The organism is Pseudomonas sp. Colony2 (genome assembly GCF_019382755.1).
Lineage (GTDB): Bacteria > Pseudomonadota > Gammaproteobacteria > Pseudomonadales > Pseudomonadaceae > Aquipseudomonas.
On record NZ_CP080030.1, the window covers coordinates 2,038,857 to 2,060,812 of the forward strand.

A 21,956-nucleotide genomic window follows, 5' to 3' on the forward strand; every position below is an offset into this window, starting at 1 on the left:
AGGCCGCTGTGCTCTTGATCTGCTTTTGATCTTGATCTTAGGCGCCCCGTTAAACCACGCTGGCCGAACGCAGGCTTTGGAGCGTGGGTAACCCGGCAGGACGCCGGGTTAGCCGTCCTGGGCCAAGGATGGCCCATGACGGCGGCCCACGGTCCAAAGCCGGAGTGAGGGCACACCGAGCCTAGGCGAGGTGCCGAGTGGTGGGGCAAGAGCGTTTTGCTTACTTTTGCGCTGTTCAAAAGTGAGCCGCTGTAAGAGCGGAACCAATAGTGGCCGTTACCTAAATAACGGATATGTACCCCGCCCCAAGCCCCCTCCACAATCAACAGCCTTTAAAAACCCCAGGCCGCTTCTCGATCATCGCCCGTACACCTTCCTTGGCATCCTCACTATTCAGCAGTTTCTCCACCAAAACGGGCAACCCGGCCGCCGCCGCGGTCTCCCCCTCGATCCGTGCCTGGCGCGCCGACATCAGCGTGGCCTGCACCCCCAGCGGCGCCTGCTGGGCAATGCGGTTTGCCAGCGCCACCGCCCGGGGCAACAAATCCTCGCTGGCCATCACCTCCTGCACCAACCCCAACCGCAGCGCTTCATGGGCATCAAACTCATCCCCCGTGAGCAACCAGCGCATGGCATTCCCCCACCCCGCGATCTGATGAAAGCGCAACGTCGCGCCCCCAAAAGGAAAAATCCCGCGCTGCACTTCCATCTGCGCAAACCGGGTATTGCTGGCACACAGATTGATATCCGCCGCCAACATCAACTCGATACCAATGGTCAGGCAGTACCCCTGAGCCGCAACAATCACCGGCTTACTGACCCGGGGCCCCGCGAAAACGCCCCACGGATCACAACCACCCAACGGCGGTTGCCAGCCTTGTGCCATCGTGGGCCCCACATTGGCCAGGTCCAATCCGGCGGTAAAGTGATCGCCATGCCCGAAGACAATGGCCACCCGCGCTTCCTCATTGCGATCAAATTCGCCATACGCCAGGCTCAAATCATTGAGCAATTCCAGGTCGAACGCATTGCGCTTGGCCACGCGATCCAGGCCCAGCAACAGGACATGACCCTGCTGTTCACGGCTGACGCGGCTGCTGGTGGCTTGGTTCATGGGGTGTGCCCTCGGGCGCAAAGGGAGGTTTCGGACCGAAGGGCCCGCTGTTAAGGGTGAACCGTTTAAGCGTCATGACCAACAGGGCCGGGCCTTTGAAAAATAGACCCTGCTGCCTGGATGCGCAAAGCCTTTGATGCAGAGGCGTTTACCTGCGGTTTGCGATAAAAAAAGCTCCCTTTTTCAGCGATTTCCGGTATAGTGCGCGCCGGCCTTTAACCGGGCCGCGTTTAGGTAGCGCAATTCCCCGAAGTCAGCTTCGGCTGCACGTCCGCACAGCGGACTCTTCCTTGACGAATCTTTTTCATTCATTCGTTTTCGCAAATCCCCGCCGACAAAGCAGCCAGGGCGACTCTTGAGTCTCAACACGGCATGCGCAGCTTTGGAGCATGGGTCTTTGCGGATGCACTTAGAGGCAGACCCATGACCCAGGAAACCGGCGGCTTCGCCGCTTTTAATCTTAACCCGAACATTCTTGCTGCCGTCATCGCGACTGGCTACGAAGAACCTTCGGCTATTCAGCAGCAATCGATCCCGATCATCATGGCCGGCCAAGACATGATTGGCCAAGCGCAAACCGGTACCGGTAAAACCGCCGCGTTCGCCCTGCCAATCCTGCACTGCATCGATCCTGCCAAGCGCGAGCCGCAAGCCCTGATCCTGGCGCCAACCCGTGAGTTGGCGCTGCAAGTAGCAACCGCTTTCGAAACCTACGCCAAGCAAATGCCGGGCGTTACCGTTGTGGCCGTTTACGGCGGCGCGCCTATGGGCCCACAACTGAAAGCAATCCGTAACGGCGCACAGATCGTTGTCGCCACTCCGGGCCGTCTGTGCGACCACCTGCGTCGCGACGAAAAAGTGCTGTCGACCGTGAACCACCTGGTTCTGGACGAAGCTGACGAAATGCTCAAGCTGGGCTTCATGGACGACCTGGAAGTCATCTTCAAGGCACTGCCAGCAACCCGTCAGACCGTACTGTTCTCGGCTACCCTGCCACAGTCGATCCGTGCCATTGCCGAACGCCATCTGCGCGATCCGCAACACGTGAAGATCCAGACCAAGACTCAGACCGTTACCGCGATCGAACAGGCTCACCTGTTGGTTCACGCTGACCAGAAGACCTCGGCTGTATTGAGCCTGCTGGAAGTCGAAGACTTCGACGCCCTGATCATGTTCGTGCGCACCAAGCAAGCGACCCTGGACCTGGCCAGCGCCCTGGAAGCCAAAGGCTACAAAGCCGCTGCGCTGAACGGTGACATTGCCCAGAACCAGCGTGAGCGCGTGATCGACTCCCTCAAGGATGGCCGTCTGGACATCGTTGTGGCGACCGACGTTGCTGCCCGTGGCCTCGACGTTCCACGTATCACCCACGTGTTCAACGTTGACATGCCTTACGATCCAGAGTCCTACGTTCACCGTATCGGCCGTACCGGCCGTGCTGGTCGCGAAGGTCGTGCATTGTTGCTGGTGACTCCACGTGAGCGCCGCATGCTGCAAGTGATCGAGCGTGTAACCGGTCAGAAAGTTGCCGAAGTCCGCCTGCCGGATGCCCAGGCCGTTCTCGATGCGCGCATCAAGAAACTGACCAACAGCCTGTCGCCACTGGTGGCTGATGCTGAATCGACCCACGGCGACCTGCTGGACCGCCTGACTGCCGATATCGGTTGCACCCCGCGTGCCCTGGCTGCAGCCCTGCTGCGCAAGGCGACCAACGGTCAGGCCCTGACCCTGGCTGCCATCGAGAAAGAACGTCCACTGGTGCCGAACAACGCTCCGCGCGGTGATCGTCCAGAGCGTACTGGCGACCGTCCGGACCGTGGTGATCGTGAGCGTCGTGCTCCGGTTCCATTGGCTGAAGGCCGTGCTCGCTGCCGTACCGCGCTGGGCGCGCGTGATGGCATCGCTGCCAAGAACCTGCTGGGCGCTATCCTCAACGAGGGTGGCCTGGCACGTGAAGCGATCGGTCGCATCCAGGTGCGTGACAGCTTCTCCCTGGTAGAGCTGCCGGAAGATGGTCTGGAGAAACTCCTGACCAAGCTGAAGGACACCCGCGTTGCCGGTAAGCAGTTGAAGCTGCGTCGCTACCGCGAAGATTGATCCGCCCCCGGGCTGATTGATCGAACATAAAAAATCCCCGACTGGTTCGGGGATTTTTTTTGCCTGCAATCAGGCGAAACGGTAGATGTCCATGCCCAGCGCGCCCATGGTGAAGCCTTGGTGGGCTGCGCTGAATTCACCGCCGGCGCCCCGGGCGAAATACAGTGGCAGCAAATGCTCGTCGCTGGGGTGGCTGCGCACGGCATGAGGTGCCTGGCGACGATAGTCGTGCAGCGCGGCTTCATCGTTGGCTGCCAGTTTGCTGACCATCCAATCGCGAAAATCCCGCGCCCAGGGCTCGATGCTCTCCGGCCCGGCCTGCCAGTCCAGTTCGCCGAGGTTATGGGTAATGCTGCCGGAGCCGATCAGCAGCACGCCCTGTTCCCGCAGGCTCGCCAGTGCGTGGCCGACACGGGTTTGCAGGGCAGGGCCCATGCGGCTTGGCAGCGATACCTGCACCACCGGGATATCGGCCGCCGGGTACATCAGCGACAGGGGCACCCAGGTGCCGTGGTCGAAGGGGCGCTGATCATCAATGCGCGCTTCCAGGCCGTCAGCCTTGAGCAACTGCACGATTTGGGCGGCCAACTGCGGGTCACCGGGTGCCGGGTACTGCACCGCGAACAGTTCCCGTGGGAAGCCGCCAAAGTCGTGCCAGGTCTCTGGTGCGGCGCTGCCAGTCACGAGCAGCCCCTGGCTTTCCCAGTGCGCCGAGACCACCACAATGGCCTTGGGGCGTGGCAGCTCGGCTGCCAGGCGCTTGAGTGCCGGGCCACTGGCACCGGGTTGCAGGGCAAGCATGGGCGAACCGTGGGAGATAAACAGGCTGGGCAGCATGAGTAGGGTCCTGAGGGTTAAGATGGGACCATCTTCAATCAGATCATTGATCTAAATCTAATATAAGTTTTAGCGCTATTTGATCAAGTTTTAGGGTGAATCATGGAACCTGGATTTTGGCATGAGCGTTGGGCGCGCAATCAGACGGGTTTCCACTTGCCCGAGGTGAATCCTTACCTGCTGCGCCACTGGCCCGGTCTGGGTGTGGCGAGCGGGGCGCAGGTGCTGGTGCCGTTGTGCGGCAAGAGCCTGGACCTGGTGTGGCTGGCGAGCGTCGGGCATCGGGTGATCGGGGTCGAGTTGTCGGAAAAGGCCGTTGAAGAGTTTTTCAGCGAGCAGGAGCTGATGCCGCAGGTCAGCCAGCGCGGCGCTTTCAAAGTTTTCCAGGCGGGTTCCATCGAGCTGTGGTGCGGGGATTTCTTCGCCCTGGATGCCGGTGCCGTGGTTGGTTGCACAGCGCTTTACGACCGGGCGGCGCTGATTGCCCTGCCACCGTTGATGCGCGAGCAGTATGCGGCGCACTTGAATGGGATTCTGGCGGGAGGCAGTCGTGGCCTGTTGATCACCCTCGATTATGAGCAGTCGCAAAAGGCCGGCCCGCCGTTCGCGGTGAGCGATGAGGAAGTGCAATTGCTCCTGGGCGGCCGGTGGAGCCTGGATGTGCTGCAGGAGCAGGACATCCTGGGGGACAGCTGGAAGTTTGTTAAGGATGGCGTCACGCGCCTGGACGAGCGGGTGTACCGGTTGGCCTGGCGCTGAAGAGCGCCCACAAAAAAGGGGCGATTGAATCGCCCCTTCTTCTTGTCGCTATCAGCCGCGACGACGCAGTGCGTCAATTCGCTCTTCCAGTGGCGGGTGGCTCATGAACAGGCGAGCCATGCCCTGCTTGATGCCACCGTTGATGCCAAAGGCGGTCAGGGTGTTCGGCATGTGCACCGGCAAGCCCTGTTCGGAGCGCAGGTGCTGCAGGGCGCTGATCATCGCGCCGGTACCGGCCAGGCGTGCGCCGGCTTCGTCTGCGCGGAATTCCCGTTTGCGCGAGAACCACATCACGATCGAGCTGGCGAGGAAGCCCAGTACCAGTTCGGCGAAGATGGTCGCCACGTAGTAGGCCATGCCCTGGCCCTGTTCGTTCTTGAAGATCACCTTGTCGACGAAGTTGCCGATGATCCGCGCGAAGAACATCACGAAGGTGTTCACCACGCCCTGGACCAGCGCCAGGGTGACCATGTCACCGTTGGCCACGTGGCCGATCTCGTGGGCCAGCACCGCCTTGATTTCGTCGGGCGAGAACCGCTCCAGCAAGCCCTGGCTGACGGCCACAAGGGCGTCGTTCTTGTTCCAGCCGGTAGCAAAGGCGTTCGCTTCATAGGCCGGGAAGATCCCGACTTCAGGCATCTTGATCCCGGCTTCGCGGGACAGTTGCTCGACGGTCTGCAGCAGCCATTGCTCATGACGGGTGCGTGGCTGGGTAATGATCTGGGTGCTGGTGCTCATCTTCGCCATCCACTTGGAGATGAACAGCGAGAAAATCGACCCGGCAAAACCAAAGACCGCACAGAAGATCAGCAGCTGATTGAGGTTCAGATCAACCCCGTTGGCCGCCATGATCCCATTGAAGCCGAAAAGGCTCAGCGTGATGCTGGCAATCAGCACGACCGCCAGGTTAGTGGCCAAGAACAGCAGAATGCGCATCATGGTTGTAGAATTCTCCTCATGCTTAATATGTCGCGTACTGCGGGGTATATAAGGTGCGGCATGGGGCTATTCAACCGGGGGACTATTTCAAACTGTGTCCTACAGCCTGAATGTAGAGCCTTGAAGGGAATTTCCGAGGCCTGGTGTGGCTCGGCAGCCTCGCCCCATTACCTTGCAGCCCTGTAATTATAGGGTGATGCCCGAGCAAGGGTGGAGCCGGCAGGCGTAAAAGGCGATACCGCCCGCGCAGGGCAGAGAAGTGTTGCCAGATAATCGCTGTACGACCACGGGTGGGCCGCACAGCGCAATGCCCATTACTGGCGATAGGACTTCAGGAAGTTGCCGATGCGACCGATGGCCATCTCCAGGTCATCCACCCGCGGCAGGGTGACCACCCGGAAGTGATCCGGCCACGGCCAGTTGAACGCCGTACCCTGGACCACCAGCAGCTTTTCCGACAGCAGCAGGTCGAGCACGAACTTCTCGTCGTTGAGGATCGGGCACACTTTCGGGTCGATCCGCGGGAACGCATACAGCGCCCCCATCGGCTTGACGCAACTGACGCCGGGAATCGCGTTCAGCAGTTCCCAGGTGCGGTTGCGCTGCTCCAGCAGGCGGCCTTGTGGCAGCACCAGGTCGTTGATGCTCTGGTAGCCGCCCAGTGCGGTCTGGATGGCGTGCTGGCTCGGCACGTTGGCACACAGGCGCATGTTGGCCAGCATGTCGATGCCCTCGATGTAGCTCTGGGCATTGTGCTTGGGGCCGGAAATGGCGATCCAGCCGGAACGGAAGCCCGCCACCCGGTAGGATTTAGACAGCCCGTTGAAGGTCAGGCACAACAGGTCCGGCGCCAGGGAGGCGGTGCAGATGTGCACGGCGTCGTCGTAGAGGATCTTGTCGTAGATCTCATCGGAAAACACCACCAGGTTGTGCTGGCGCGCGAGTTCGAGCATGCCCAGCAACACTTCCCTGGAGTAGACGGCGCCGGTGGGGTTGTTCGGGTTGATGATCACCAGGGCCTTGGTGTTCGGGGTGATCTTGGCCTTGATGTCGGCCAGGTCCGGGAACCAGTCGGCGCCTTCGTCACACAGGTAATGCACCGGATGGCCACCGGCCAGGGTTACGGCGGCGGTCCACAGCGGGTAGTCGGGAGCCGGAACCAGCACTTCGTCGCCGTTGTTGAGCAGGGCCTGCATGGACATGACGATCAGCTCGGACACGCCGTTGCCCAGGTAGATGTCTTCGATGCCGACACCTTCAACCTGCTTCTGCTGGTAGTACTGCATGACGGCCTTGCGCGCGCTGAACAGGCCTTTGGAGTCGCTGTAGCCCTGGGCGGTAGGCAGGTTGCGGATCACGTCCTGGAGGATTTCGTCCGGCGCTTCGAAACCAAAGGGTGCCGGGTTGCCAATGTTCAGCTTGAGGATGCGATGGCCTTCCTCTTCCAGGCGTTTGGCGTGCTTGAGCACCGGGCCGCGAATGTCGTAGCAGACGTTGGCGAGCTTGTTCGATTTGCTGACCTGCATGGCGATGTGATCCTGAAAATGAACGATCCAGACGGTGTGAAGACTACCGTGCTGAGAATCCTGCGTTGGCCTGACCCATAAATACGTTTGAATGCCGGTAACGCGGGTGCCAGACTGGCGCTTTGAAGAGGCGCAATCATACGTGCCGCCTGATCCATGGAAAAGACACAGATCAGGCTTTTTCAGTTGCCGAGGTGTACCGATGGAAAAGTTGCAGAAAACCGTTGAAGAATGGAAAGCCATGCTCGACCCGGAGCAGTACAACGTGTGCCGCCTCAAAGGCACCGAGCGACCGTTCAGCGGCAAGTACAACGGCACCAAGACCGACGGCGTCTACCACTGCATCTGCTGCAATGAGCCGCTGTTCGATTCCAGGGCCAAGTTTGACTCCGGCTGCGGCTGGCCCAGCTTCTACGAGCCGATCGCCGAGCAGGCCATGGTCGAGATCCGGGACGTCAGCCACGGCATGATCCGCACCGAAGTCACCTGCGCCAAGTGCGATGCGCACCTGGGCCACGTGTTCCCGGACGGACCGCCACCGACCGGTTTGCGTTACTGCATCAACTCGGTGTGCCTGGACCTGGTACCGCGCTGAGCCGTCAGGCTCCTGCGGGCTTCGTGCCCGCAGGGGCCGTTATATCAAGGCATAAGTCCCGCCAATTAAATTGCACACAATTGAATTGCCTACTATCGTTTAGTCCTTCTTATCTCTGTAGAGGCACTGCCATGAGCGACAACCTGCTGAGCATCCCTTGCACCACCATCAAGGGTGAGCAAAAGACCTTGGCCGATTTCGCCGGCAAGGCGATTCTGGTGGTCAACACTGCCAGCAAGTGCGGCTTCACCCCGCAATACAAGGGGCTTGAGGAGCTCTGGCAGCATTACAAGGACCAGGGACTGGTGGTATTGGGCTTTCCCTGCAACCAGTTCGGCAAGCAGGAGCCGGGCAACGAAGGCGCCATTTCGGAGTTTTGCGAGCTGAACTTTGGTGTCAGTTTCCCGCTGTTCAAGAAGATTGACGTCAACGGCAGCGATGCCCACCCATTGTTCGTACAGCTCAAAAAGCAGGCCCCGGGATTGCTGGGCTCCAAGGGCATCAAGTGGAACTTCACCAAGTTCCTGATCGGTCGCGACGGCCAGGTGGTCAAGCGCTTCGCCCCGATCACCAAGCCCCAGGACCTGACCCAAGAGATCGAAGCCCTGCTCAAATGACCGACCTGTCCCTGGCCCTCGACGACCAACTGTGCTTCAAGCTCTACGCCGCCTCCCGCGCAGTCACCCGGGCCTACAAGCCGATGCTCGATCAGTTGGGCCTGACCTATCCGCAATACCTGGTGATGCTGGTGCTGTGGGAATGGCAGGCTGCAGCTGTGTCGCAGCCTACGGTCAAGGCCCTGGGCGAGCGCCTGCTGCTGGATTCCGGCACGCTGACGCCACTGCTCAAGCGCCTGGAGCAGCTTGCCCTGGTGCGGCGTCAGCGCAGTGCGCTGGATGAGCGTGAAGTGCACCTGAGCCTGACCGATGAAGGCCGGCACCTGCGCGACCGGGTGCAGCCGCTGAAGGCCCGCCTGTTGTGTGACAGCGGCGTTGACCTGAACCAGGCCGATGCCTTGCGTGACGGCCTGGATCAGCTGTTGCGCCAGGTCAAAGACTTGTCGTAGTCGGCACCCACAGATCGAGCAAGGCCTTGAGTTCTTCCCGGCGAAACGGCTTGGCCAGGTAATCGTTCATGCCTGCCGCCCGGCAGCGCTCGCGTTCCTCGGACATGGCATTGGCCGTCAAGGCGACGATCGGCAAGTCCGGCCAGCGCCCGCTGCGGCGGATCTGCCGACTGGCCTCATAGCCATCCATCACCGGCATATTGCAGTCCATCAACACCATGTCGAAGCCTTGCTCTTCCAGCAGCTTGAGGGCTTCACCACCGTGGGCGGCGACGATCACCTCGCACCCGAGCTTGCCGAGCATGCCCTTGGCCACCAGTTGATTGACCGGGTTGTCCTCCACCAGCAGGATGCGCGCCCGGTGGGCGAGGGGGCCGGTTTCCAGCTGGATCAGGTCCAGGACCAGGTCCGGATCGGTGCGCAAGTTGCGTTGCAGGACCTGGTACAGCGCGGTGCGGCTCAGGGGGCGGGCCTGTTGCTGCAAGGGGGCCAGGGCCGCGACTTCTTCGCTGGGCATGAAGTTGCCGTAGGCGGTTACCACCAGGATCGGGGCGGTGATCATCGGGCGCAGGCGGAACAGGCATTCGGGGCAGTCGGTGATCAGCAGGTCGGGATTCTGCCCGCTCAAGTCATCGTCGATGGAATAACAGCGCGGAGCCAGGCCCCAACTCGGCAGCAGGCTGGTGAGGAGTTCTGCCAGCCCGCTGCTGGTGCTGGTGATGGCGATTACATCTCCAGCCAAAGGCGCCAGGCGCACCGCCGGCAAGTGGGTCGGCAAGGGCAGGTCGGCACAGAACTTGCTGCCAAAGCCAGCTTCCGAGCTGATGCTCAGGCGGCCCTTCATGGCTTCGCACAGGTTGTGGGTCAGCGCCAGGCCCAGGCCTGTCCCGCCGAACTGGCGGGTGATGCCCGCACCGGCTTGGGTGAACGGCTGGAAAATCTTGACCTGGGCATCCTGGGCGATCCCGATACCGGTGTCGCACACCTCGATCCTTACCCGGCCGGCCTGGGCACTGAGGCGTACATCCACCCGGCCGAAACGTGTGAACTTCAGGGCGTTGGACAGCAAATTGCTGACAATCTGCCGTACCCGCGTCGGGTCGCCCAGCACCTGGGCGGGAAACTGCGGGTCGATCAGGCACGTCAGCTCCACGCTGGGCGCGGCGTTTTGCGAGAGCAGGTTGGCGGTGTCTTCCACCAGTGAACCGAGGTCGAACGGGATGCTTTCCAGTTCCAGTTGGCCGGCGTCGAACTTCGACAGGTCGAGGATATCGTTGAGTAGCTCCACCAGTACTTTGCCGGAGTCATGGGCGATCGACAGTTGCTGGCGTTGCTCGGCGTTCAGCGGGCTGTCGAGGGAGAGAGCGATCATCCCCAGCAGGCCGTTCAGCGGTGTGCGGATTTCATGGCTCATGTTGGCCAGGAACGCCGCCCGTGCCTGGGCCATGCCCAGGGCCGTCATCTTCGCCGCTTCCAGCTCGTCGTTCGAGAGCGTCAGCCGATGATTGATCGCCTTGAGCTCGGTGGTGCGTGCGGAGACGATGTCTTCCAGTTGGCCGAGGTATTCGGTCAGGCGATTTTCAGCATGCCGGCGTTGCTGGATTTCAGTCTCCATGTTTTCAAACTGTTGGTTGGCGACGTTGACCAGTACGCCGATCTCGTCGTGCTCGTGCCCCGGCGGGCAGTCCAGGCGCTCGTGCTTGCGTGAGCTCAGCTCGCGGATAATGCGCACCAGCGGCTTGGTCAGCATCACGTAGAAAAGCGCCAACAGAATGCCGGTGAGGATCAGGCTGCGGGCGAAGCCGTTGAGCAGGGTGATCTCGGCGCGGTGCAGGAAGCGGCTGCCGAACGCGTAGGTGTCTACGTCAAGACGCAGTACACCGAGGGAATCATTGGGCATGTGGGTGAGGTACAGCCGGTCTTCGAATTGGCGGTTGGCGCCAAACAGGAAGTCGCTGATGGGCCGGTAGGTGCTTTCCTTGCGCGGACGATGGACATCGGCTAGGACCAAACCATTGTTGTCGACCAGTTGTGCATGGGTGATGGCGGGGGAGTGCAGCAGGCCCAGCGTCAGTTCCTGGGCCAGCTCGGCGTCGATGTTGTAGGCGATGCGCGAAGCCGGGTTATGGCTGATTTCAATCAGCGCATGTATTTCCCGGTTGATGGAAGCGTCTTCGCTGGCATAATCAATCCCAATCTGTATCAGGCTGAGCAAGGTTCCCAAGACGAATCCGACCAGCACTGTCAGTCTGGCTTGTTTATAAGACAAGCGGTGGGCGAACTTGATATCCATCGGGTGCTGTACCACTTTACGTTTCCTTTCGCCCGGCAAGCATAGCTGAACATCCACAGGCTCAAACTTGCCCGGCACGAATCGATTTTATTCGGTGCAGCCCTGCACGGTCTGCCTCAGGGTTGCCAATACGCCATCTTTTACAAGAACTTGCCAGAGGAATAGTCGTGGATTCTCGATTGAATGCCTTTCTTGAGCGTGCCGACGCGGTACTGGCTCGCCTGGAGCCCTTGTTGCCTGCCCCGCGCGAAGCCGTTGACTGGAACCATTGCCTGGCTGCCCGTTGGCAGCGCGAAGGTCGCAGCGGCTTTTTATTGCCACTGGAAGTCAGCCTGGATATGCGCCTGTCCGACCTGATCGGCGTGGATAAACAGCGCGAACAATTGGCCCGTAACACCCAACAGTTTCTCGACGGCCTGCCGGCCAACCATGCGCTGCTCTGGGGCTCGCGCGGCACCGGTAAATCGTCCATGGTGCGCGCCTTGCTGGCGCAGCACGCCAAGGCCGGGCTGCGCCTGATCGAGATCGAGCGCGATCACCTGGCGGACTTGCCGCGGGTGGTCGAGCAACTGATCAAATTGCCACAACGCTTTGTGTTGTTCTGCGATGACCTGTCTTTCGAAGCCGGCGAGAGCGATTATCGTGTACTCAAGAGCGTACTCGACGGCTCCCTGGAGCAGGCGCCGGAAAACGTCCTGTTGTATGCCACCTCCAACCGTCGTCACCTGGTGCCCGAGAACCAGAGCGATAACGAGAACTGGAAGACCATAGACGGCGAGCTGCATCCCAACGAAGCGGTGGAGGACAAGATTGCCCTGTCTGACCGTTTCGGTTTGTGGCTGTCGTTTTACCCGTTCAATCAGGAGCACTTCCTGGATGTGGTCGAGCACTGGATCGGTGAGTTGGCGAGTAAGGCCGGTCTGCAGTGGCAACGCGATGAAGAGTTGGACATCCTCGCCGTGCGCTGGGCCACCGGGCGCGGTAATCGCAACGGCCGTTGTGCCTATCAGTTCGCCCGCTACTGGGTGGGCCTCAAGTTGTTGGAGCGTCAACCATGATTGATTTGCAACAGGCTGGAACCGGCCTCGATGGCTACGCCATGCTGCATGCGCAGCTGGAATCGCTGTTGGCGGATGAGCGGGATTTCATTGCCAATGCCGCGCAGTTTTCTGCGTTCCTGTTCAACCAGCTGGATGATTTGAACTGGGCAGGCTTCTACCTCAACCGCAATGAAGAGCTGGTGCTCGGGCCGTTCCAGGGGCAGATCGCCTGTGTGCGCATTCCGTTTGGTCGCGGTGTGTGCGGCGCGGCAGCGGCCTCGCGGCAAACCCAGCGGGTGGAAGACGTGCATGCATTCCCGGGGCATATCGCCTGTGACAGTGCGTCCAACAGCGAGTTGGTCGTCCCGTTGGTCAAGGACGGGCGCTTGATTGGTGTGCTCGACCTGGACAGCCCATCGCTGTCGCGGTTTACCCCGCAGGATCAGGCCGGCATCGAGCAGTTGGCGGCGATTTTCCTGCGGTTGACCGATTGTTGATGGGGTGAGTCTCCTGCAGGAGCGAGCAGGTTCGCTCCTGCAGGCTATCGACAGTCCAGCACGTCCAGTTGCATCTGCAGCATCCTCTCCAGCTCAAGCATGGATTTCTCTATTGCCTTGATGCCCGCCTCGATAACGTGTGGTGTCTCGCGTTCGCCACACGCCTGCTCCAACGCTTCGCATTGTCCGGACAAGGTATCGGCCTGGATGATCCGGGCGGCGCCCTTGATCTTGTGGGCCTGGTCGATCAGGTCGCCGGGCACGGCTTGCCGTGCCAGCATGGCCATCAGCTCGACCCGATCATTCCGGCTGCTGCTGAGCAACTCCTCGAGCAAACGCCGGCTCAACTGTGGGTCACCGCCCGTCATCGCGTCCAGGCTTTGCAGGGTAAACACGTTGCGGGTGGGCAGCGGATCGACCTGCGCCAGGTGCTGTTCCAGCGCAGTAAGACTGATGGGTTTGAACAGGCAGTCATTCATGCCGGCGTCAAAGCAGCGTTGTTTCTCCTCGGGCTGCGCGTTGGCGGTGAAGCCGAGTATCACGCACGGGGTTTTCTGCTCGCGCTCCTCATACTCGCGAATGGAGTGACTCAATTCGTAGCCGTTCATGATCGGCATATTGCAGTCGGCAATGACCAGGTCGAAGTGTTCCTGGCGCCAGGCCTGGAACCCCGCAGCACCATGATGGGCCGCGGTGAACTGATGCCCCAGGAAACCCAGTTGCTGGCACATCAGCAAGCGGTTGGCCGGATGGTCATCCACCACCAGCACGTTGAGTACTGGCGCCGGCGTGGCCGCGGCCGGTTCAAGCTTGTCTACGGCCTTGACCGGCGGCAGGCTGGTCATCTTCAGGCTGACGTGGACCTGGGTGCCTACCATGGGCACGCTGCTCAGGCTCAATTGCCCGCCCATCATGGCGCACAGGCTGCGACAGATCACCAGGCCCAGGCCGGCGCCGCTCCTGGCCAGGTGCCCGGAGTTGTCGGCCTGGGCGAACGGCTCGAACAGGCGTAGCTGGTCTTCGCGATTGATCCCGATGCCGGTGTCCTCCACTACCAGTTTCATCTCGATCTGTTGAGGTTGCCCGGTCGCCTTCAGCTGCACCTTGATCTTCACCTGCCCGCGTTCAGTGAACTTGATCGCATTGCTCACCAGGTTCGAGAGCACCTGCTTGAACCGCAGAGGGTCGATCAGTACGTCGGTATCCTCGACATCGGGGGTGAACTCCAGCACCAGGCTCAGGGTTTTCTGGCGCGCCAGGCCATCGAACACGCGGACCACCGACTCGATGACTTCGCGCAGGTTGACCCGCTCCGGGGCCAGGCTCAATCGACCGGACTCGATACGTGCAATGTCCAGAATGTCGCCGATCAACTCCAGCAGGTCCTTGGCCGAGTTGTAGGCGACCTCGATCGCAGGGCGATCGAGATGTCCCTGATCGGCGCGCTTGAGTGTCAATTCCAGCATGCCAATGACGGCGTTCATCGGCGTGCGGATTTCGTGGCTCATGGTGGCCAGGAACGTGCTTTTCGCGCGATTGGCCTCGTCGGCGCGTTCCTTGGCGGCGCGCAACTCGTCGAACAACTGGCGCCGTTCGCTGATATCGATCCAGCCGCCAATGATGCCCTGGACCTCGCCCACGGAGTCGCGGTAGGGGAGGATCCAGTGGTAGATCGTGAGTTTTTTTCCGTGCACGTGCAGGGTGCGATCAAGGATCAACGGTTTACCCTCGGCCACTACCCGCTGGTAGTCGGCATGGTACTGCGCCGCCTCCGTCTCAAGGGCCATGCTCATCTGCGTGATGCTTTTGCCGATGACGTCTTCACGCTTGATGTCGAACGTCTGCAGGTAGCTGTCGTTGCAGGTCTGCAGATAGCCGTTGTGGTCGCGTACGTAGATCGGATGGGGCGTTTCATTGACCAGCGCCCGCATGAACTCGAACTGGTCGTTAAGGGCGCGCTCGGCCAGTTTTCGGTGCTTGATCTGGCGCTGCAGGTAGCCGTTCCAGGCCAGGGAAATCAACAGCAGCAGCCCGGTGCCGATGATGATCTGGGCAATCAGGCGATGGTAATTGCGCCAGTAGCCATCGGACGCTGCGTTGTAGCCGCGCCAGCGGCTGTTGATCGCCGCCATCTCATCCGGGGCGATACTCAGCAATGCCTTGTCCAGGATCGAACTCAGCTCCGTGGCGTGTCGGGACGTCGCCAGGGCAAACGTCGCAGGCAACGTGCCGATGCTGGAACTGATCTGCAGTTTGTCCTGGAATGCCGGAGAAGAAAGCAGGTAGTTGGCGATCACCAAAGGGTTCACTGCGCCGTCGACTTGCCCCTGTGCCAGCAATTCCGATGCCTTGAAGGTATCCCCGGTTTCCACCAGGTTTATCTGGGCAAATGCCTGCTGCAGGAATTTTTCCAGCTGATTGCCCTGGGTAATCGCCAGGCGCTTGCCGGCCAGTTCTTGAAGGCTTGTGGGCGCGCCCGGCTCTTTACGGGTCAGTAATACGTAGGAGTTTTCCAGGTAGGGGCGGCTGAAGTTCAACTGGGACTCGCGCCCGGTACTGGGGGTAATTGCGCCGATGATGTCGGCTGCGCCGGTCTGCACCAGTTGCATCATGTTGGCGACGTCACGCACGTGTTGAATCTCGAAGCGCAGGCCGGTTCGCAGGCGGATCAGCTCCAGCACGTCGGCGGTGATGCCCCGGAAGTTGCCGTCGGTATCGAAGAACGTCAGGGGGGCGAGGGTTTCATTGACCACCACCTTCACCACGGGGTTGTCCTTGAGCCAGCGCTCTTCGCGCAGGCTCAGTTGCAGCTTGCGGTCGGTCAGCAGAATGTCGCTGCCCGCACTCCAGCGCTTGGCGATGCTGTCACGTTCATAGGTTGATACGCCATCGAGCACTGAGTCGATGATACTCAGGAGAATGGGTTGATCCTTGCGCAAGGCGAAGCTGAACCCGTGGGCCTCGTGCTTGCCGAAGTTGGCCATGCGGATATTTTTCAGGTAGCCCTTGTTGATCATGTAGTGAGTGGAAATGGTGTCGCCCAGGAATACGTCAGCCTGGTCGAATGCCACGGCATTCAAGGCATTTTGATAGGACGGGTAGGCGTGGATGGTCGCCTTGGGGTACAGCGCCTGCACTTCGTCCATGGGCAGGTAATGGTAGACAAGACTCAGGCGCAGGCCGGCCAGGCCGTCGCCAAGTTCGCGGTTCTCACCTTCACGGGTCACCAGTACCGGCTGATCCACTGCGTAGGGCAGTGACAGGACGATGTCGGGATTCGCCGCTTCAAAACCGTTGGCAGACCCCAGAAAATCGATTTCGCCGTTTGCCAGCGCCTGGATCGCGGCTTCACGGGAGGAGTAGCGCAACACGGTGAGCGGTATCGCCAGTGTCCTGGCCAGCAGCCCGGCGTAATCGGCAGTCAGCCCTTCATAATCACGCCCGCTGGAGGTGATGTCGAAGGGCGGATAGTCGGGTGCAGAGGTGCCCAGTATCAGTTCCCGTTTGTTCTGCAGCCACTGGCGCTGTGTCTTGTTCAGGGGGGTGTCCAGTTGAACGGCACCGGCACGCCCCAGCAGGGCATATTGCTCGGGAACAGTTTGTTCGGCAGGCACGGAAGTGCTGAGGCACACCCCGATACTCAATATGATTAGATAGTCCTTTAATCGCCTGGGCATCCGATTTCTCACACTAGCGCGTTACGTTTTGCCATCTCGATAAGTTCTACCAAGGATTTGGCTTTCAGTTTTTGCATGAGCCTTTTTTTGTAAGTGCTGACGGTTTTGTTGCTGAGAAACATGCCCTTGGCGATTTCCTTGTTTGTCCGGCCTTGGGCAAAAAGTTGTAATACCATGAGTTCACGATCGTTGACGACTTTGAACAGTTCAAGCTCTTCATTGTTATCCGTTTCGTTAGTGCTGCCGTTAAGGGCCTGGCTCGGGAAGTAGTTGTAACCTGACAAGACCGCCCTGATGGCACTGAGCAGTTCGCTCAAGTCACCTTCCTTGCACACATAGCCATCGGCACCGGAGCGCATGCACCGGGTAGCAAAGAGCTTGGGGGTCTGGGCGGTGAGTATCAACGTCTTGGTCGGCGTACTCATTGCGTTGAACCGGCACAGCACTTCCAGGCCATCGAGTTTCGGAATGCCGATATCAAGGATAATCAGGTCAGGCTGACACTCCTTGACCATTTGTATCGCATCACAACCGTTATCGGCTTCTCCCACTACTTTATAGCCTTCGTGTTCTAACAACATCCGAATGGCAAGTCGGATGACGGGGTGGTCGTCAATAATAAAAACTGAGTTCATGATCAAATTCCATACAGGCGCAAATAAAGTCGGCACATTAGCTCACATGGCAATGAAGGAGGATGAACTTGATGTGGAACAAACGTAAAACAAGAATAATCCTACATCAAAAAAAGCAAGGGATTACGCTCTGTGAGGTGTTTGTTGTTTGGGTGTAAGAGTTTTGCGTGGGTGGAATTTAAAAGTAACTGGTCGTGAGAGCGCAGCGTTATAAAGAGGCGTTTTCGGATTGCCCGGGTGTTTAACTTCCTACTTTTCTGTTGAACGAGTAAGGCGTGATTGGCGTATGAGTTCATTCAGCTCAAGGTGGCTTAACGGCTTCGACAAATAGCCAAGTAATGGAAAGTTGCGTCGGGATGCCTGGGCCATCAGGTGTTCCAGTTCATTGACGGGCAGGCCGCTGAGCAATATCGCGGACCTTATAAAGCCTCTGCGGTTGGCAATTTCAATCAACTCCAGCCCGGGCAAGTCGGGCAAACATTGATCACAGAGCAGAATATCGAATGGCACGTCGGTTTGTGTCATCAGCCGCATTGCCTGTTCTGCATTCTCGGCCAGTGCCAGGTCGTGGTAGCCATAGTTTCGTAGCAGGCATTGGGTGGCCAGCAATTGAAAGGGGTGATCCTCCACCAACAGGATGCGAAGTTGTTCGAGCATGGTTTTTTCCATGGAATGGACAAGAGCCCTGAAGACGCTCCACCAGGGCGTGTAGTAAGAAGTTAATGGGCCCGCCAGCTATCGGGCGCAGGAGCAGGTCGAAAGACTGCGGTCAGGGCGCGCGATTATTCATCGCGGCGGGGAAGAACTTCGATCAGGCCGCTCTGTTCCGTGCGTAGGGCGATTCTTTGAAAAGTCGCCCTGGCCATCAGCCAGGGCTCCGATTTATTGCGGGCTGGAGCGGCCGGTCATCTCGCGGGCCATCTCGCTGGCGTAGCTGTCAGTCATGCCGGCGATAAAGTCGATCATGCGCAGGAAGGACGCGTGCAATGACCAGGAGGGATCCGGGGCGCTATTGCCCAACAGGTCGAGGATGCGTCGGTTCTTGAACGACGGGGTGCGACCGCCATGTTGTTCCAGGGCCGCGCCGCAGAAGGCATTCAAGAGGATTTCCAGGGTGGTGTAGGCGCCGATCTCATGCAGGGTCTTGCGCTTGTCCTGGAAAATCTTCTTGCGGGCCATGTCCTTGGCATCCAGCACGCAGCGCTTGGCCGGGCCGTGCATATGTTCCACCAGGTCCCCCGGCAGGGTGCCGGCCAGCAGCGCGTCCTGTTGTTCGACGAACGCCCGGGCCGCGGCGTTGGTCAGGTGTTCGATGGCCTTGCCTCGCAGGATCGCCAGCTTGCGTCGCCGGGAATCCAGCGGGCCGAGTTGCCGATAGGTTTGCGGCAAGTCGTCGCCCACCAGGTCCAGCAGCAGTGACTCGACCTCGGCGTATTCCAGCAGCTCCATTTCCAGGCCGTCTTCGAGGTCGATCAACGCGTAGCAGATATCGTCGGCCGCCTCCATCAGGTACACCAGCGGGTGCCGGGCCCAGCGTTGTTCTTCCAACTGCGGCAAGCCGAGCTTCTGGGCGATCTGCTCCAGGATCGGCAGTTCGCTCTGGTAGCAGCCGAACTTGTGTTTCTTGTAGCCCAGGGAGTCGGCGTGGCGGGCGGTCCAGGGGTATTTCAGGTAGGTGCCCAAGGTGGCGTAGGTCAGGCGGGTGCCACCATCAAACTGGTGGTATTCCAGTTGCGTGAGTACCCGGAAGCCCTGGGCATTGCCTTCGAAATTGAGGAAGTCATTGCGTTCGGCGCTGCTCATGTCATCCAGCCAGCCACGGCCTGAAGCTTGCTGGAACCAGTGCCGGATCGCGTCCTCGCCGGAATGGCCGAAGGGTGGGTTGCCGATGTCATGGGCCAGGCAGGCCGACTGCACCACCATGCCCAGGTCGCTCGGGTCGCACCAGTCGGGCAGGGCACTGCGGATGGTCTCGCCTACGCGCATGCCCAGGGATCGTCCCACGCAACTGACTTCCAGGGAGTGGGTCAGCCGGGTGTGGATGTGATCGTTGCTGGTCACCGGGTGCACTTGCGTCTTGCGGCCCAGGCGGCGAAACGCACCGGAAAAGATGATGCGGTCATGGTCTTTGTGAAACGGGCTGCGCCCCAGTTCTTCCGGGCTGTGCAGGGGTTTTCCAAGGCGTTCGCGGGTAAGCAGGGTGGGCCAATCCAAGGCGGGTACTCTCCGTGCGGTGAATGACGGCTCCCAGCTTCCCGGTTCAGCCAGGCCTTCGCAAGCGAAAAACTACAGGCCGGCGGCGTCGATATCGATTAACAGCAGGCGCTGACCATTATCAAAGAATTGTCCGGCAGTCAGGCAGTACTGGTTGGTCGTGGCATCGCGATAGGTTGAGGACAGGGTCAGCCGCCGCTCCTCCCAACCTTCGGCCAGCAAATGATAAAAATACGGACGCCATGACCAGTTGTGGCCCAGGTAGCGGCTGTCGGCTTGCCAGGCGCCCTGGTGCCATTCGAAGTTGGGTGTCAGTTGCGTGCCATGCCGGTCGCACTGGTAAAAACGCAGCAGCCAGGGAAACGCCGGCAATTGCGGCAGGTGGCTCAGCGGTGCGCGGGTGTGGGCCCAGGTTTGCAGGATCTGCATCAGCTCCGCCAGTTGCTGGCGCAGTTGCATGATCCGGCCACGTTCGGCGAGCTTCTGTTGGACATAGCCGGTGCGCAACTGGGCGAAGCGCGGCACGAATGCGTCGGTGTCGAACCAGTCCAGTTGGGCCTGGGCGAACAGGTAGCCCTGGACATAACGCGAACCGCATTCCAGGGCGAAATTCAGTTGGGCCTCGGTTTCCACCCCTTCGGCGATGATCCAGCAGCCGGTTTTTTCCGCCATTTGCGCCAGTGCCCGTACCACCTCACCGCTCGGGCCACCGCGGGCCGCGGCCTGGAACAGGCGCATGTCCAGCTTGAGAATGTCCGGCTGCAAGGCCAGCACCCGGTCCAGCTGCGAATAGCCGGCGCCGAAGTCATCAATGGCAATCCGCGCGCCGGCCTCGCGGTAGCGCTCGACGACTTCGGCCAGGCGCAGGATATCGCCGCCCAGTTCAGTGATCTCGAACACGATGCGGCGCGGGTCGACGTTATGCAGCTGCAATTGCTTCAGGCTCGGCAGCGCCTGGCCCGGGCGCAGGCGGATGATCCAGCGTGGCGAGATATTCAGGCTGAGGAACCACTCCTGCGGGGCTTCATGCAGGCGGCTCAGGGCATTGTCACGGATCTGCCGGTCCAGGCGGCGCAAGGCCACCGAGGGCGTGCGCGGGTCGGCGAACAGCGGACCCACCGAGCGCAGTTGGCCATTCGCCTGGCGTAGGCGGCCCAGGGCTTCTACGCCGGCGATGCGGCCGGTGGCGGTGTCGATGAATGGCTGGAAGCAGGCGAGCGGTTGCCCGTCGATCACGGGGCCTCCTTAAAAGACCGGAAATAAAAAAGGCCCGGCCCTCAATGGAGAGGGCCGGGCCTGATCTGTTTGCAAGAATGCAGCCAGCACGCTCAACTTTTGCGCGAAGCACCTTGCATGGCCAGTTTGATCAGCGGGATCAGGCCGGCACCCAGCCGCACCAGGCGGGTCATGGTGCCGATTCCGCCACCCTTGGCGCCTTTGCCGGTGAGAAACCCCAGCAGCGTCACCACGCCCACGCCCCACAGCGGCGCGTGCTTGATGCCAAAACCGTCCTGCCAGCTCTGGCCCATGTTGCGGACCTTTTGCAGCGGCAGCATCAGTTGCTGGGACTCGTGACGGATTTCCTGGCGGTGCATTTCCATGCGCAGGCGGATCAACGCCTTGCGCATTTCTCGCCGGGAAGTGTTTTGCGGCAATTCAGTCATGCTCATGGCAGCAGGCGCTCCCGGTCGTTGGCCAGCTCTTCGAGGGTGGCGTGGAACGGCGTGGACTCATCGAACACCGCCGCCTTCAGGCGCAACCCGCAGAATGCTGCGGCCAGTATGTAGAACACACACAGGCTGATAATCCCGGTCAGGCGGTAGGTATCCCACACCAGGATCATCACCAGCGCCGACAAACCCACCAGCAACAGCAAGGCAAACACCAGCGCCAGGCCGGCGAACAGCAACAGGCTGACGGTGCGGGCTTTCTGCTCCTGCAACTCGATGCCGAACAGCTCGACATGGCTGTGCAGCAAACCCAGGACAGCCGCGCCCAGGCGCCGTGAAGTAGAACTTGGGCCCGTGGACGAGCCGGATTCGCCGATAGACATGATTAGCGCCTTGTAGCCAGCAGGCCGATCAAAAAGCCCACGCCGGCCGCAATGCCGACGGACTGCCAGGGGTTGGCCTGCACATAGTCTTCAGTGGCCGTGACCGCCGCCTGGCCGCGTTCGCGCAGGGAGTCTTCGGTCAGTTGCAGGGTTTCACGGGCCTTGAGCAGGCTTTCGTGAATCTTGCTGCGCAGCTCGTCAGCCTGGTCACCGGCGAGGATCGCCGTGTCGTCCAGCAGCTTCTCGGTATCGCTGACCAGGGTTTGAAAATCCGCCATCAGTATTTCTTGAGCAGTCTTTGCCGTTTTTCTGGCCATGGTTATCTCCGTGAGTGGCTGGTCTGTTTACTTCTGGTTTCGAGTCACCGGTGTCGGTGAAGGTTCACTGCAATTGTCTGGTACAGCTTTTGCTTTGCCTTGGTGCGCGGGCCCGGGGCCTTGCGCTGAATCCGGGCGGTTGGGGCTCAAACCCTGAAAAACCTTACCCCAAATAACTAAAACTCGCGGAAAAACCCTGTCGGATTCTGCCTTTTTCAATGATCGCTGCGCCAAAGCGGTTCACGGCCTGAAACGAGGGTCGGACCGCTGGTGCCAATTTAGTGCGCATCATGAAGG

The 21,956-nt window shown here is 60.3% G+C and carries 20 protein-coding genes; 7 read left to right on the forward strand and 13 right to left on the reverse strand.

Annotated elements, in window-relative coordinates:
- Positions 1 to 322: 322 nt before the first annotated feature.
- The gene (locus JV201_RS08785) at positions 323 to 1,114 is read right to left on the reverse strand and encodes a crotonase/enoyl-CoA hydratase family protein (RefSeq protein WP_219406754.1); all 792 of its coding nucleotides are present in this window, start codon (positions 1,112 to 1,114) and stop codon (positions 323 to 325) included.
- Positions 1,115 to 1,537: 423 nt separating this feature from the next.
- On the opposite strand from JV201_RS08785, the gene JV201_RS08790 reads away from it, so the two are divergent.
- The gene (locus JV201_RS08790; RefSeq protein ID WP_003209050.1) at positions 1,538 to 3,211 is read left to right on the forward strand and encodes a DEAD/DEAH box helicase; all 1,674 of its coding nucleotides are present in this window, start codon (positions 1,538 to 1,540) and stop codon (positions 3,209 to 3,211) included.
- A 69-nt stretch (positions 3,212 to 3,280) separates the two neighbouring features.
- Here the strand turns inward: JV201_RS08790 and JV201_RS08795 are convergent, their stop codons facing one another.
- Positions 3,281 to 4,048, reverse strand: a complete 768-nt coding sequence (locus tag JV201_RS08795; RefSeq protein ID WP_102368447.1) for a class III extradiol ring-cleavage dioxygenase — start codon at positions 4,046 to 4,048, stop codon at positions 3,281 to 3,283.
- A gap of 102 nt (positions 4,049 to 4,150) precedes the next feature.
- Between JV201_RS08795 and JV201_RS08800 the strand changes: the two genes are divergently transcribed.
- Positions 4,151 to 4,807 carry a thiopurine S-methyltransferase gene (locus tag JV201_RS08800; RefSeq protein ID WP_219406755.1) on the forward strand — a complete coding sequence of 219 codons (657 nt, stop codon included), beginning with the start codon at positions 4,151 to 4,153 and terminating at the stop codon, positions 4,805 to 4,807.
- A 51-nt stretch (positions 4,808 to 4,858) separates the two neighbouring features.
- Here JV201_RS08800 and htpX read toward each other — a convergent pair whose 3' ends face one another.
- Positions 4,859 to 5,746: a protease HtpX gene (gene htpX, locus JV201_RS08805; protein ID WP_003209055.1), complete on the reverse strand. Its 888-nt coding sequence runs from the start codon at positions 5,744 to 5,746 to the stop codon at positions 4,859 to 4,861.
- Between the two features lie 314 nt (positions 5,747 to 6,060).
- Complete coding sequence (locus JV201_RS08810; RefSeq protein WP_003209058.1) at positions 6,061 to 7,272, reverse strand: pyridoxal phosphate-dependent aminotransferase; 1,212 nt, start codon at positions 7,270 to 7,272, stop codon at positions 6,061 to 6,063.
- Positions 7,273 to 7,474: 202 nt separating this feature from the next.
- Between JV201_RS08810 and msrB the strand changes: the two genes are divergently transcribed.
- The 3 genes from msrB to JV201_RS08825 all read left to right on the forward strand — a co-directional run bounded on the left by msrB (position 7,475) and on the right by JV201_RS08825 (position 8,933).
- On the forward strand, positions 7,475 to 7,867 hold the full coding sequence (msrB, locus tag JV201_RS08815; protein ID WP_003209059.1) for a peptide-methionine (R)-S-oxide reductase MsrB: 393 nt from the start codon (positions 7,475 to 7,477) through the stop codon (positions 7,865 to 7,867).
- Positions 7,868 to 7,998: 131 nt separating this feature from the next.
- Positions 7,999 to 8,484 (forward strand): glutathione peroxidase, encoded by a 486-nt coding sequence (locus tag JV201_RS08820; protein WP_219406756.1) that lies wholly within the window; start codon positions 7,999 to 8,001, stop codon positions 8,482 to 8,484.
- Positions 8,481 to 8,933 carry a MarR family winged helix-turn-helix transcriptional regulator gene (locus JV201_RS08825; protein ID WP_008432153.1) on the forward strand — a complete coding sequence of 151 codons (453 nt, stop codon included), beginning with the start codon at positions 8,481 to 8,483 and terminating at the stop codon, positions 8,931 to 8,933. Before JV201_RS08820 ends, JV201_RS08825 begins: the two co-directional genes overlap by 4 nt.
- Here JV201_RS08825 and JV201_RS08830 read toward each other — a convergent pair.
- Positions 8,917 to 11,226: a response regulator gene (locus JV201_RS08830; protein ID WP_219406757.1), complete on the reverse strand. Its 2,310-nt coding sequence runs from the start codon at positions 11,224 to 11,226 to the stop codon at positions 8,917 to 8,919. The two genes, JV201_RS08825 and JV201_RS08830, sit on opposite strands and share 17 nt — an antisense overlap.
- A 167-nt stretch (positions 11,227 to 11,393) precedes the next feature.
- Here JV201_RS08830 and JV201_RS08835 point away from each other — a divergent pair, with 167 nt between their 5' ends.
- Positions 11,394 to 12,284, forward strand: coding sequence for an ATP-binding protein (locus tag JV201_RS08835; protein ID WP_003209065.1), 891 nt, complete (start codon positions 11,394 to 11,396; stop codon positions 12,282 to 12,284).
- Positions 12,281 to 12,763 carry a GAF domain-containing protein gene (locus tag JV201_RS08840; RefSeq protein ID WP_003209067.1) on the forward strand — a complete coding sequence of 161 codons (483 nt, stop codon included), beginning with the start codon at positions 12,281 to 12,283 and terminating at the stop codon, positions 12,761 to 12,763. Before JV201_RS08835 ends, JV201_RS08840 begins: the two co-directional genes overlap by 4 nt.
- Positions 12,764 to 12,807: 44 nt before the next feature.
- On the opposite strand, the gene JV201_RS08845 is transcribed toward JV201_RS08840, so the two are convergent.
- The 8 genes from JV201_RS08845 to JV201_RS08880 form a co-directional block, all read right to left on the reverse strand.
- A complete protein-coding gene (locus JV201_RS08845; protein ID WP_219406758.1) occupies positions 12,808 to 16,440 on the reverse strand; it encodes a transporter substrate-binding domain-containing protein in 3,633 nt (1,210 codons plus the stop codon).
- An 8-nt stretch (positions 16,441 to 16,448) separates the two neighbouring features.
- Positions 16,449 to 17,075, reverse strand: a complete 627-nt coding sequence (locus tag JV201_RS08850) for a response regulator transcription factor (RefSeq protein WP_003209072.1) — start codon at positions 17,073 to 17,075, stop codon at positions 16,449 to 16,451.
- Positions 17,076 to 17,324: 249 nt separating this feature from the next.
- Positions 17,325 to 17,732, reverse strand: coding sequence for a response regulator (locus JV201_RS08855; RefSeq protein ID WP_003209073.1), 408 nt, complete (start codon positions 17,730 to 17,732; stop codon positions 17,325 to 17,327).
- Positions 17,733 to 17,957: 225 nt separating this feature from the next.
- Entirely contained in the window at positions 17,958 to 19,289 is a 1,332-nt protein-coding gene (locus tag JV201_RS08860; RefSeq protein WP_003209075.1) for a deoxyguanosinetriphosphate triphosphohydrolase, read from the reverse strand.
- A 72-nt stretch (positions 19,290 to 19,361) separates the two neighbouring features.
- On the reverse strand, positions 19,362 to 20,525 hold the full coding sequence (locus JV201_RS08865; protein ID WP_219406759.1) for an EAL domain-containing protein: 1,164 nt from the start codon (positions 20,523 to 20,525) through the stop codon (positions 19,362 to 19,364).
- Between the two features lie 92 nt (positions 20,526 to 20,617).
- Positions 20,618 to 20,959: a hypothetical protein gene (locus JV201_RS08870; protein ID WP_008432159.1), complete on the reverse strand. Its 342-nt coding sequence runs from the start codon at positions 20,957 to 20,959 to the stop codon at positions 20,618 to 20,620.
- Positions 20,956 to 21,342, reverse strand: coding sequence for a phage holin family protein (locus JV201_RS08875; protein ID WP_003209078.1), 387 nt, complete (start codon positions 21,340 to 21,342; stop codon positions 20,956 to 20,958). Before JV201_RS08875 ends, JV201_RS08870 begins: the two co-directional genes overlap by 4 nt.
- 2 nt (positions 21,343 to 21,344) lie before the next feature.
- Entirely contained in the window at positions 21,345 to 21,659 is a 315-nt protein-coding gene (locus JV201_RS08880) for a YqjD family protein (RefSeq protein ID WP_003209080.1), read from the reverse strand.
- Positions 21,660 to 21,956 lie beyond the last annotated feature (297 nt).